We start from the raw sequence: 13,219 nt of genomic DNA on the forward strand, positions 1-13,219 counted from the left end.
AACTTTTTCGGAATCACCTCGAATTTCATCGTATTTATAAACAAAAAAGCCCCGGAATTTCCGAGGCTCAATTCTTTATACAAAATTTCAAATCACTTCACGACCAAGTGTAACTTGAAATACTTTCTCATAAACAACACGTACCCTATCCCCAATACGGCAACACTTCCTCCCAAACAGGCATAATGTATCCCCGGCATTGCCAGATAAACCGCTACTATCACGGCTTGCACCCCCATATACACCAAAGAAACCACCACGTGAGGAATCTTCAACTCGTTCGCCATCAACTGGTACATATGCTTCCGATGCGGTAACTCGATATTCTCGTGTAACATCAACCGATGTATGATTGTCAGTACACTATCCACCCCGTAAACCGCCAAAAATATAATATAACTCCAATCTCCCGTTTCCAAAATCAACCGCCCCAATAAAAACAAAATCACGAAAGCAATGCTCACCGCTCCCACATCCCCGGCAAAGCACTTCGCTTTCCGCCTGAAATTAAACCCATCAAACACCAACACCGCCACCATCATCGTGTAAATCATCTTCTCGTCAACAAAAGGAACACCCCATCCATTCACGTACGCCAATCCTCCCAACACCACCAAACTATATCCCCCCGTGATCCCGTTAATTCCATCCATGAAATTATAAGCATTAATGATCCCCGTGCAGACGACCAAAGCCACCACCACGTACCACCAAGGCAATGACACCATTCCCCACTGGTAAAACATCAATAGCATCGCCACAAAATGCACTACCAGCCTCACCCGCTGCGTCACGGACCGCACATCATCTACAAAACTCACCCCGGCTATCAATGTCAACCCCAACATAAACCACGGAAAACTAAACTCACTAGCAATAAAATAAACCAACACCCCCATGTAAAACACAATCCCCCCTCCCCGCAACGTAATCCTCGTGTGAGAACTTCTCTCGTTCGGTTTATCAATAATATTAAAATAGTCCGCCACCCGGAAATAGAGCAACTCTACCCCCAGTAGCACCACAAAAACCACCCAATAATACAACATGGAAACTAAAAGTTAAAAACTAAAAGATAAAAGTATCTCGAGATTGAACGATCCTGCAATTCAACAATCAGCTAATCGAAAATCACCCAATTTAAAATCTAAAATTTACAATTCGTAAACGACCTTATCGTCTTCCTCAACCCCTCCACGGCTGTCACCGGCATCCGCTCAATACCCAATGCCCGCTTGATCTTCTCATTCGAGACAACATAATTCTCCGTCAATTTCTTCAACCGCTCCAAATTCAATGGCAAACGTAACAAAGTCCCCAACCCGGCACACTCCTTCATCAACCCCTTATTCATCCGCCAAATATGCGCCTTCTTCCCCATCACCTCACACATCTCCCGGATCAACTCGTTCGTCGACAACGCCTCATCATCCGCCATGTGATAAATCCCTGACGGTACCTCTTTTTCAATCAACCCATTCACCACGTAACAAAGATTATCCACTGAAGTAAACGACCTCCTATTCTCAAAATCTCCCAACGGCCACGGTAACCCTTTCTTCACCACACTATACAGCAAATTCAAGTTTCCCTTATTCCCCGGCCCATGAATCATGCAAGGCCGCAAAATATACACCTGCTTCTCCTGCAGTTTCAATTCTCCATTCTCAACTTTCAACTGTTCAAGGATGTAATTCTCCGCCGCAATCTTACTCTCCCCGTAAGGCCCCTTCGGTGTCGGGATTACCTCCTCCGTCAACTTATCCCCCACCACAAAATCCGCTGCCGCCTTCACCGAACTAAAGAAAATAAACTTCTTCGCCGAAGACTTCATGAAAAAATCAAATACCTTCTGTGTCAATCCCGTATTTATCGTAAAATACGTCTCCGCCAACGCCTCATTTTTCGTATCATGCGCCTTCCCCGCCAAATGAACAATCGCATCTATTCCCTCTATCCCCTCCAATTCTTCCCACGAATACGTCCTCATTACCCCCTCTTTTTCCGGGGCAACAATATCCAAACCATAAAGAACATGCCGCTCTTTTAAGGACAACACAAGATTAGAACCCACGAAACCGTGGATTCCTGTAATAAGAATATTCATAAATATACACCAATAAAACTAACGACACTCAAGAATAGAACGTGCCATCTCTTTCATTATATTTTTTCGGGCAAACTTGTTAACAAAATCACCCTGTTCTTGATTCCCTCTGTCAAATTTCAATATTTGTTCCACCATACTCTCAATATCAGTTGGTGCAAACAATATATAATTACTCAAATTCTCTCGAATAAACTGACTAGCATACCCACCAACACCCGCTATAATAGGCTTGTCAAATGCTGCATATTCAAACAATTTTGACGGAAGTACTTTTTTAAATGCCTCCAAATCATTCAAATGTAAAAACAGAAAATCAGAATCATTATAATATCCTATCAATTTTTCTCTTGACACCGGATCTAACAACTCCACATTATGAACTCCCAATTCTTTTATTCTATCTTTCAACAATGTCTTAATTCCACCATCCCCGATAATCCTGAAAAAATAGCGATCTCCTAATTTTTTAGCTGCCATTGGGATTACCTTTTCTAATCCTTGTCCACTCCCGATATTTCCGGCATAAGTAATAACTTTCACTTCAGCAGCTTGCCGCTTAGACTTCGGGACATCAAGAAAAATATCATCTATTCCATTCGTAAAATACGAATAAACAGGCTTACTATATTTTTCGAAATACGTTTTAAATCCTTCCGAAACTAAATTAATATGCTTTGCCCCCGAAAATGTATACCGTTCAATCCATTCAAAACAAATCCCGGCCGGAATCCGGATCATCTTCCTCCCCTTGAATATATCCTTGATCGTATCAACGAAAATATCTCGTATATCCAAATACAAAGGGATACCCTGTTTTCCCGCAATTCTTCTACCTAAAAAAGCAGTAAACAATCTTGAAGAAGAAGCATACACCAAATCATAACGCTCTTTTCCCGCCAATCGCAACGCTTCTTTATAAAACACCCGAAAAGAACGAGCTTGATCAACAAAGCCACTCTTATGTTCTGGGATATAAATCCGATCTATCCTATAATTATCATCAATTTCCCTCGCTTGCCCCTCGACATGAAAAGACTGATAACGATTTGGCTGTGTCGTAATCACATGAATCCAATCTTTCTCATTCATCTGGCGTAATAACTCTCGAAATAACGGTGTATTACGAAATGATCCGGCACAAAGATCCGGTTCAAAATAAAAAGTTAAGAATAAAATTTTCATTGTATAATAGTCTCTAGCCTCCTGTCAAAAGAAATACGGAAGCTTCGTCGTTCTTCTCTTTTATTAAATTCCGGAGCGTACATAGACGTGAATGGTTCAATCTCACGTGCTCCTTTGAGCTCTATACAATAATCCGGTCCCATGAGCCTGTCTCCATCTAAAACAATATCCTCTTTCGGCATAAAATGTAAATAAGCCACCCCCTCACAATCAATTTCATCAACAATCCGGAGATGTTCTTTCATCTTTTCCACTTTGCGGGTATGTAAACATCCCAAACGTTTATAGCCATCATGCACGGCAATAACACGTTCTTCTTCATCACAAAGGACTTTAACCCTTGCCCGTCGAGCCACACGATGTCCCGCCCAAACCTGACTGGAATTTTGTCCGGATATAACCACCGTATTATGAGCCGCTGTACTTCTTTCATAAAAACGAGAATTATTTACCTCGTACGTGGAAGTTCCGGTATCGACAATGACAGGCCGTCCATTGATATATAACTCAAAACTAAATGTATCCGCATGTGCATGCCCTGGTTGATAATCCGGTCCAACTTCCCCTACATCAATAAACAACTCGAACTTTCCCCATCGAACCTTCCGATACCCGGACTCTTTCAACCTCACTTTTTTACCACAAAATATCCCTAATCGTTGGCTATATTCAATTAATTCCTTGGCAGTCGGAGCTATTCCCACAGCTGCATCATTCAGTAGTGGAATCCTCCCATTACTATAAACAACTTCTTCCAACCACCCCAACATAACCTCTGCTCTTTCTTTCAGAATATCTTCCAACTCCCTTCCGAACAAAGCATTATTACGCACTAAATTATAGCAATCTAACACCCGATATAACATGATACAATGATACATTGGACTCCTCTCAAAATGCCCTCCATCACCCAACACCTGTTCCTGCAATTCCGGTATCAGTATCGCTTTTGCCTTTTTATAGAAAACCGGATCATTAAAATAATAAGCCCCGAATAATAATGCAAAACCATTTTCCAACAAATGGTTTCCTAACAAATGATATTCAAGTTTATGGATTAACAATTTCAATTGAGCATATAAAACAGCATCAATGTCGACATCATTTATACCATTACACGACAAAAAACGAATCCAATTTATAGACCTTAATGACAAAGGGTAAGGCTCCATCCCCATCCTGGCTTTCGGAAGATGTTGAATGAAATCTTGAATCAATTTTTCCCCTTCCCTCACGTCTATACCTTTTTGATTCAAAAACTCAAAATAGTTCAAATTATATCCCCACAATCTTCCCAACTCAACAAATTCCCAATCAACTTGCTCACCAAAAGATTTCTGCAAATTTAAAAATTGAAAAGTATTGTCACCTAAATACGTGATTTCATTCGGGATCGACGGTACAAAATTCAATATTTGCCTATCAGGAGTCGTATCTAATGATTGCAAATTTTGTGGAAAGAATCGTTGCCACCACAACTTAGCACGATAACGCCACTGAATCGGTTTTAAGTACTTAACCGTATTCCATATTATATCAATCTTACTAAAAGTTGACATTTACTTCAAAGAACAATCCGACAAAATTATCTAATCTCACCCCAAGCCTTCTTCTTTAAACTTTCGATACAAACAAAAGAAGCACGAGTCGTATTTACAATACTTTCAAATGGAATTAACGCCTCTCCTCCCTTCTGCACCACCCATTCAAACTAACCCTCCACATTCTTGCAATTATCTATCTCATAATATTTTTTTACACGATTCGTTTTTATAATCCGCATAGGATTGCCCACCACTGTACAATTATCAGGAATTGATTTATTTACAACAGAATTTGCTCCCACAATGACATTATTACCAATTGTAATATCCCCAAAGATAACACTTCCTGTACCAATATAAACATCATCACCTATTACAGGAACATTTTTATCACCAAAATTCCGACCTATGGTTACATTTTGAGCGATAGTACAGTTATTACCTACAACTGTATTACTATGAATTACAACACCTAATCCCCAATAACCTAACTTAAAATTTTTACCTATATTACAACTTCCAGGTATCCAAACCGAAAAAAGTAAACGGTTTAACCAAGATAGCATCCTAGCAATTCTCTTCATTTTATGAATATGAAGGAAATGAACAAATCTATAATTTAATACAGGCAGATTATTTTGCATATAATACATTTTTTAGATCAGCATTATACCTCTCATTGCTTATCTCATATTTTTTTGATTGACACGCAATTGATAATGAAGCATAAAATTCTGGATCATTTATCATTTTCTTTAATCCGTAGACCAAATCATTCGTATCATTATGATTAACCGATATCCCAACTCCCCAATTTTCTACGACTTGAGACAAATAAGTATTTTTAGCTACAATAATTGGTAAATTACAATAAACCGCTTCATACAACTTATTTGGCAAAGCTATTCTCACATTTGGATTATCTGCATCATATACCGCATATACACAATCCACCATACCATACAATTTTGCAATATCAGTGTTGTAAATATACCTACCAGTAAATGTAACGTACCGTTTGTCTTTACAATAATCAGTTATCTGCTCGTAATCATAATTGGTTCCACCCGCTCCTGCAAACAAAACATTGCATCCAACTATTTCTGCAGCATCCACTAACATTTTCATCTGTTTCAAATATCTAATTCCACCGATAAAACCAACAGTAAACATTCCATTTTTTTTCTTAAAATAATTTTTTAACGGCTCTTCATCAGGAATATTAGGCATTAATATCACATTATCTTTAGAAATCAAACGATTGTAATGAATATCATAAAATTTTTCAGATGTGATTACCAACTTATCCACATACCTAAAAAGATTTATTTCTTTATTTTTTATGAAACGTGTCAATATACGAGCAGTTATTGAACATGGTGTTTCAATGAAACTCTCCCTTAAATCAGCTACTTCATATATAATCTTGCACAATGCCCTTCGTGTGTATCGGACAGCAATTGAAAGAGAATCGAGTCCTTCTGTATAAATAATATCTGGTCTATATTTCTTTAAAAGTCGATTAGCCACATTTCCATATTTCGAAGAAGCAAGAATTCTTTTAAAGATTTGTCTCGCAGATGGGAGATCCACATGAATAATCTCATGAATGATATCTTGATAATATGGTTCCCAAATATCTTGTGAAGCCCGTCGGACACAAATAACTATAACTTTATTAGAACGTTTTGCAATTTCAATACGTTTGTTTATACGCGGGTCTGGTATATGTGTTAGTAAAAATACAATTGTCATCCCAATTAACTATTTATTTATTTATTTTTATTCTTTTTTTAATATATATCACAATATTATAAGTAAATCTTGTAAATTTTATCCCAAATATAATGATAAAAAAATAAACCATTTTCTCATACCTAGTACACCTGATGGAATTTATATTATAATACATAACCGTTTGACATGATTTATTAAGATAATCCAGATGCCCCATAAATATATCGAATATTTTTTCACTTGTCCTATACTCGAATACTCCCATCGCTGGGTGTGTTACACAATAATTTTCAAACAATATACTATCAAGTAAATGATACAAATTGTTTTTCCCCTCCTCGCTACAATTATCATCCAAATACAAATTTTTTGTCGTCGTGTAATTAAAGATACCTATAGCCTCTGCATCCATCGCAGAAGTTGATATTGATGGAATATCGTACATAGCTGTGATGTATACACTTCCTGCCGTTGCAATATTTACAGATAACTTTTTTATTAACTTTTCTGGTATAGGATACATATACCCAGTATTAACAATTGTGAGATTATCTGAATTATACCTTTCTAACACTTTATTATTAACAGTAGGCCCACCTATAAATATCAACAAAAATCGTTTATCTGGATGCATTTTTGTATACTCTGGAATCTTTTCAAGTAAAACTTTAAAAAGGATTTTGTCAGTCCTCCCTACCGTTCCAATCACATAATCCACCCCACAACACTGCTCCATTAATACCTCATTACAATCAATATCTTTTATTGGATCATCCGAGGCCGCTAATAAATATTGCCTACTCTTTCCCTTAATGTGTTCAAAATATTTCAACATCATCCCAACAGAATACTCACTTATTCCCGCCAGCTCATTCCGTATCGATTTAAATTTTACAAAATCATACAAGGAACGTTTCTTTATGCTGAAGTTCTCCTCTAAAGAATAACACAAATGTTTAGCATTTATTCGTTCCGCTATAAATTCTGCCCACTGTCCCATTGTTATTGTCGATGATTCAATAATTGTATCACAATCCACGTGTGTCGACTCAATGATAGATGTAATAATTTTCTCCCGTTTTTTTTTACAATACTCACACGGAGAAAAGTATAGTTCTTCATAATAATAATGAGGACACGAAAAATTCAATATTCTCTCGCCTTTATATGACGTAACAATAACAACTTTAAAACCTTGTTTTTCAAGAAAACAAGCTTTACTATATATATATGTCTGAGCTCCACCAATATCCATAATTGTTGGAGTAATAAAAACATACTTATTTAACATTCTAATCTATCTATATATGTTTTACGATTCAAATATCCTGTAAACATTCCTAACAATAACATTGATGTATAATCCCTAAAAAAAATTGGAGATGCCACACTGTTTATACATATTGTTAGCACATAAATTATCGAAGTATTCAATAAAAACAAGAGAGAATCACTTACATGTTTCCTTGCCTTTATGAATTTTTTTACCCCAATTACAAATGGAGATATCATCAATATTACACCAATCAATCCTGTATCAAGCCACAGCCATAACCATCCATTATGTACCCAATTATCTAAATTACTTCCCGAATGATAGTAACTACGTCCAAAACCTATTCCAAAAATCATATTTTCTTTTATTGCTGCAATAGATTGATTTATCTCTGTTATTCGATAATCCTCTTGTGAAAGAAAGGCATCTTTATCGAATAAAATATACAAATTATATAATGATACTTCACTAATTGTATTCAATATTGATATTTTACCTGCTAATAAAGAAAAAAACAGCCCTCCTCCCAACAATATTATCCCAAAAATCAACAGTTTACGCAAGGTCTTAAAAATATTCTTTGAATATAAAAATGCAGAAATAATAAATGAGATGACCACTGTTATATATGCCTGCTTAGAATATGACATCAGAGCAGCAAGACAAGATAAAAATAATAATATAATAGCATATATTTTTTTCACTGGTATATTATTTTTTAAACAATATAATAATCCCGGTCCCACTCCAACAATGGAAAAAATTAATAAACGATATCCCTCTTGATCTTGCCTTTGAATAACGGAAAATACAGTATTAAAAATATTGAAACAACACACAAGAATCAGTAATACAATTATCATTGAAAGATTTTTAATCATACACCGATCACTGAATCGATCTGATAAAACAATACTATATGATGTAAAAAAATAAAGAATTCCATACATATCCTGTAATGCCACTCTTAATTTAACACCACTAAGTAAACCTTGAAACAAACAAAATACAAAATAATATAAGCATATTAATACGTAGGGTCTCATAAGTATGCGATACCCTTGAAACTTTATATTCAAACAAACAGTTAATAAAATTATTGAAAGATAAAACCAGTTCGAATAAACACTCAAACCAAGAATGTATATAACTATAGAAAAAAATAAAATAAATGGAATAAACCATAAGACATTTCCCCTAATGCGATACGCATTTTGATCGGTAGCCTGAACGATAATATTCTTGTAATTAACCATCACAATATTCTTTTTTTTTCATTGCTGGGTTTCCACAATAAAGAGCATTACTATCAGTATCGTGTGTCACAACACTCCCTGCGCCAATAATAGTTCCATGTTTTATAGTAACACCCGGGAGTATAATTGAATCTGCACCTATCCAACATCCATCTTCAACAATAATGGAGTTAGCATAGTTTTTACCTGCTCTTTTACAACAAGTTCCGACATGATGTGCTTCCGTAATAAAATGTACTCCCATTGCAATATAGACATTATTGCCAATACTAATTCGAGCAGTATTATCAAAAATCACGTTCCGATTTATGTAACACCCATAACCAATGCTTAATTCTTTGGTTGTAATCCTACATTCTGCTCCAAAAGTTTTAGAATAACTATCGATTCCCAAAAATTTGTATATAACACAACGTATTCTTTTGGGCATAAATCTACTTGCAGCTAAAATATTAACAAAGAAAAAGAAAATTTTATTCATACAATGAACAAAAATGTTTATGATAATTCATGGACAAGATTAATTAATGGGTATAATTGATTTTTTATATTCCATTTATTTTTATCCAAATTTATATTATTAATAAAAATACGTCTTACCTTATCATCAAGTAAAGAACAAATTGCTTCGCGTAATCCGTTTACATCAATTGATACAGCAATTCCATATTGATTATCATTAATTATCTTTTTTGCTTCTCCATCTGGTAAAGATGCTAAAATCGGTAAACCAATATTGATATAATCATACAATTTTGCAGGAATACATGCAGAAAAATATTCTTTACTTAATGATAAAAAAGCAACATCTACATTAGTTTGCATATAAATAATATAATCACGATGACTCATTCTGTCAATCAACCGAATGTTAGATTTATCTGTAAATCGCAATATAGGTTTATAATTCTGATATTTTCCGATAAAAACAGCTTCTACACCATCAAGTCCCTCCACAGCTTTCGCAAGAATTTCAGGAGATTGTGGCCATCCAAAATTTCCTCCATATGCAATTCTTAATATATTCTCTGCTTTTCTATTTGATTTCTCGACACTCTCTATCCAACCGAAGTGTGCGTTAACTAGACGGTTACTCAAAAAAGAGTATTTTTTGTGCAATGCTTCTAAATATGTATTACAGCATGTAACGACATAATCCGCATTGATCAGATAGTTACGTTCAGTCTTTTCACGTGAAGCATGAGGTTTCCAATCGTATTTATATCCATTCATTTTTGCATGCTTCACAGGATCATGTAAATGAGCAATATATTTACAATTATAGAGCTTTTTCAATATACTAGCAAGCTTGAGTGTTCCTATTTCACCAACACTAGTCGCAATAAGTAAATCTTCTTGAGTCAAATTCTCCTTTTTAAAAAACTCTAATCCAGAACTTACCCATCGGTCTAGATAGTCCTCAGCCATCCCTATACGAGTCAGCAACGAACCTATACGAATTTTCCATCCCAGTGGTAAATATGTAACCTCATCATTACATTGCAGCATATTTTGATCTGTAGTTGAAATAACTTTAACATCATATCCCTCTTTCCGCAATATTTCGTATGTTGCTTTAGCGATAGTCCCTCCACTAGAATAAAGATGACTATACGTTGCCATTAATACATAAATTCTCATTTTTTCCTTCTCCTTGTATTCCACATTTTTGTTTCAACTCGCATTTTAATTACACTACAAGCCCTCTGCATAAAGAATCGCCATGATCGAAAACCTTTTATGGATATTATAGTTTCGCATGCATCTTCACTCATAATTGATTGATCAAGTAACTCATCCAATGATACAAAAGTCAAACTTGATTCCTCTTTAAATATTGCAAGCATCATATCAAGTTTTTTTATATTTTTCCTATTTACTCTTGGTTTATCTGGAGTTTTCCTCCAATCTAATAAGGAAAAACTATGTACAAACATTACAATTGGATCGACACAATCCTCCATTACCAAACGAGGTACTAAATATCTGAACTCATTCATTGCCATACTTGCATCTAATTTATCATTTCTACAATACGACCCAAACGTAAAACTTTTATATGACGTAACTGGAAACTCTAACAAACCACTACTCAAACGTGTTGCTTTATTATACGCTACTGGTGGTTCAATTTGACACCATCGCTGACCAACAAATTCAGAAAAATCACATAAATATCCATTTTCTACTAAAATATCAAGAGTATCACGATTCGCTCCATACTTCCCCGCACGGAATGCTTTCGGTTTTTCTCCAAGAATTTTGATATAAAAATCTGTACATTTTTTAATTATCTCTCTCTGTTCATTTTTAGTATATTCCCATAAAAACAATCTATTAGTATCAGCCATGTGATCAGGATGAATATGTACACCGCAATCATGCCCTCTTCCCTTTATATATCGAAGTACAGTAGCAATTTCTGCTTCGCCATAATCCCACGCTTCTGCAATATCTACAAAAAAAAGACCTTTAATATGATGATAATCAAAAATATCCATAAGTTTACCTATACCATAACTAGTACCATCCACAGTCTTTCCCATAATAAGATGTGTTACAGGATCACTACCATCATGTCCCTCTACGTCAACAGTCATAATTACTTTTTTCATTCTCAAAAATTCCTAATTAAATTTGATTTCCTCAATTTTTTAATTATATACAAATTATTATTAGTATTCTTTTTCACTAAAGCATAGTAGCTGCCTCCTATCACACAATTTTGTACTTAATATATTGATTATCCTTGCTACAAGGATATAAGTAAAGTATACCTTTCCGTATATACTCCTATTTATTATCTAAAATTTATTTACATTTTAAAAAATACTCATCCATGTAATTATACAAGATTTCCTTTTTCCCTATCTTTTTAATAGATTGTATAATACTCCAATCACCATTATCATTAGCTTCTATCATTAACCACCCTTTATCACTATAAGCTATATCCCAAGAAATTAAAGTTGTACCAGGAAGATGAGTTGCCATATCATGAACAAGTAGCAATGCTTCATTCCAACAAGGTAATTTATACCCAACAATCTGCACTCCAGTATCTGGGTGGATATTAAAATGTTTACCTCTATAATCTACAGCATCCGATTCAACAACTCCTAATTGGTAATCAATACTTGCATATATACCTCCAGCACCAGCATTATCCATAATAGATTCTCCTGTACCAATTCTCCAAGTAACCCCCAAAATATACACTTTGTTATCAATTGTAAATGTAACAACTCTAAAAGAATTCACGGATTGTGGATGTACCACAGCTATTTCATCTCCTTGCGTTATCAATTCTTCTACAACAAAAGCTCCCTGTTTCAATTTTTCGTGAAAAAAACTTGAAATAGAAATTACATCCAAACTATATTTAGCAATACCATGTCCAGAATGTTCATTTAAAGGCTTATAAATAAAATCTCGATGATTTGTTACAAATTTTTCAAAAGCCACAAAATCTTCATCAGAAAAACACCCTAACACGTCCCGTTTAAAGAATCTTTGATATTTCAAATAGCATGTATATTTATTTGTCATCAAAGGCAAAATTTCTCTATCATTCAAAATATCACAATAATAATAACGCATTTTATCCGTAACGAAAGAATTACGACAACGATAATTTTTATTTATTAAATCATATATACAATAATCTTGAAAACTAATCCCCAAACGATGCAAACAGTAAATCATATCACGTACAATATAAGATTCATTAAATTCACCCCATTCTCCTCTACGTAATTCTATTTCTTCTTTTATAAAAGGTAACCCTCCTTTATAATATTTCCTATCAAAGATTTTATAATATATTACGTAAAGTTTTTTCCAAAACTCCGATTTATCTGCTTTATAACCTAACCAATTTTCGAATGGAGTATCTAATTTCCATCGAGCAATACGTGGAGACATCCCAAAATACCGATCTTTTCTATTCATTTCCCTAATTTCAACTTATCTATTAATTCGCATTTTTTTAATTCTTGTTGAACTGCTTATAATATGACTCCTGCTCTTATTTTTACAACCGTCCATTGCTTTTTTTACTTAACGCAAAATCCCAAGAGATCAAGGTTAAGCTTTCGCTCTTATTTCTTGAACA

The 13,219-nt window shown here is 34.6% G+C and carries 12 protein-coding genes; all 12 read right to left on the reverse strand.

Annotated features, from left to right (window positions below; translation table 11 throughout):
* Positions 1–92: 92 nt before the first annotated feature.
* The gene (locus R8806_RS07625; protein WP_124317089.1) at positions 93–1,046 is read right to left on the reverse strand and encodes an MraY family glycosyltransferase; all 954 of its coding nucleotides are present in this window, start codon (positions 1,044–1,046) and stop codon (positions 93–95) included.
* 101 nt (positions 1,047–1,147) lie between these two features.
* Positions 1,148–2,107 carry an NAD-dependent epimerase/dehydratase family protein gene (locus R8806_RS07630; RefSeq protein ID WP_124317084.1) on the reverse strand — a complete coding sequence of 320 codons (960 nt, stop codon included), beginning with the start codon at positions 2,105–2,107 and terminating at the stop codon, positions 1,148–1,150.
* 18 nt (positions 2,108–2,125) lie between these two features.
* Entirely contained in the window at positions 2,126–3,292 is a 1,167-nt protein-coding gene (locus tag R8806_RS07635; protein WP_124317085.1) for a glycosyltransferase family 4 protein, read from the reverse strand.
* Entirely contained in the window at positions 3,289–4,740 is a 1,452-nt protein-coding gene (locus R8806_RS07640; protein ID WP_229782994.1) for an alginate lyase family protein, read from the reverse strand. The genes R8806_RS07635 and R8806_RS07640 overlap by 4 nt, the downstream gene beginning before the upstream one ends.
* Positions 4,741–5,003: 263 nt before the next feature.
* Positions 5,004–5,480, reverse strand: a complete 477-nt coding sequence (locus R8806_RS07645) for a serine O-acetyltransferase (RefSeq protein WP_183312877.1) — start codon at positions 5,478–5,480, stop codon at positions 5,004–5,006.
* Entirely contained in the window at positions 5,470–6,591 is a 1,122-nt protein-coding gene (locus tag R8806_RS07650) for a glycosyltransferase (protein ID WP_124317087.1), read from the reverse strand. Before R8806_RS07650 ends, R8806_RS07645 begins: the two co-directional genes overlap by 11 nt.
* 13 nt (positions 6,592–6,604) lie before the next feature.
* Positions 6,605–7,828, reverse strand: a complete 1,224-nt coding sequence (locus R8806_RS07655; protein ID WP_151412156.1) for a hypothetical protein — start codon at positions 7,826–7,828, stop codon at positions 6,605–6,607.
* Between the two features lie 29 nt (positions 7,829–7,857).
* Positions 7,858–8,712, reverse strand: a complete 855-nt coding sequence (locus R8806_RS07660; protein ID WP_167513943.1) for an O-antigen ligase family protein — start codon at positions 8,710–8,712, stop codon at positions 7,858–7,860.
* 385 nt (positions 8,713–9,097) lie between these two features.
* Positions 9,098–9,586, reverse strand: coding sequence for a DapH/DapD/GlmU-related protein (locus tag R8806_RS07665; protein WP_124318445.1), 489 nt, complete (start codon positions 9,584–9,586; stop codon positions 9,098–9,100).
* A gap of 17 nt (positions 9,587–9,603) precedes the next feature.
* Positions 9,604–10,770, reverse strand: a complete 1,167-nt coding sequence (locus tag R8806_RS07670; protein WP_151412154.1) for a glycosyltransferase family 4 protein — start codon at positions 10,768–10,770, stop codon at positions 9,604–9,606.
* Entirely contained in the window at positions 10,743–11,720 is a 978-nt protein-coding gene (locus R8806_RS07675) for a polysaccharide deacetylase family protein (RefSeq protein ID WP_151412153.1), read from the reverse strand. Before R8806_RS07675 ends, R8806_RS07670 begins: the two co-directional genes overlap by 28 nt.
* Before the next feature lie 196 nt (positions 11,721–11,916).
* Positions 11,917–13,056 (reverse strand): sugar-transfer associated ATP-grasp domain-containing protein, encoded by a 1,140-nt coding sequence (locus tag R8806_RS07680; protein WP_151412152.1) that lies wholly within the window; start codon positions 13,054–13,056, stop codon positions 11,917–11,919.
* Positions 13,057–13,219 lie beyond the last annotated feature (163 nt).

The sequence above is a fragment of the Butyricimonas faecihominis genome (assembly GCF_033096445.1).
Lineage (GTDB): Bacteria > Bacteroidota > Bacteroidia > Bacteroidales > Marinifilaceae > Butyricimonas > Butyricimonas faecihominis.

Excerpts from the sequence above, each read along its gene's own strand:
- R8806_RS07665 (WP_124318445.1), bottom strand. The coding sequence starts at position 9,586 with ATGAATAAAATTTTCTTTTTCTTTGTTAATATTTTAGCTGCAAGTAGA.
- R8806_RS07635 (WP_124317085.1), bottom strand. The coding sequence starts at position 3,292 with ATGAAAATTTTATTCTTAACTTTTTATTTTGAACCGGATCTTTGTGCC.
- R8806_RS07630 (WP_124317084.1), bottom strand. The coding sequence starts at position 2,107 with ATGAATATTCTTATTACAGGAATCCACGGTTTCGTGGGTTCTAATCTT.
- R8806_RS07650 (WP_124317087.1), bottom strand. The coding sequence starts at position 6,591 with ATGACAATTGTATTTTTACTAACACATATACCAGACCCGCGTATAAAC.
- R8806_RS07645 (WP_183312877.1), bottom strand. The coding sequence starts at position 5,480 with ATGCAAAATAATCTGCCTGTATTAAATTATAGATTTGTTCATTTCCTT.
- R8806_RS07660 (WP_167513943.1), bottom strand. The coding sequence starts at position 8,712 with ATGATAATTGTATTACTGATTCTTGTGTGTTGTTTCAATATTTTTAAT.
- R8806_RS07675 (WP_151412153.1), bottom strand. The coding sequence starts at position 11,720 with ATGAAAAAAGTAATTATGACTGTTGACGTAGAGGGACATGATGGTAGT.
- R8806_RS07680 (WP_151412152.1), bottom strand. The coding sequence starts at position 13,056 with ATGAATAGAAAAGATCGGTATTTTGGGATGTCTCCACGTATTGCTCGA.
- R8806_RS07655 (WP_151412156.1), bottom strand. The coding sequence starts at position 7,828 with ATGGATATTGGTGGAGCTCAGACATATATATATAGTAAAGCTTGTTTT.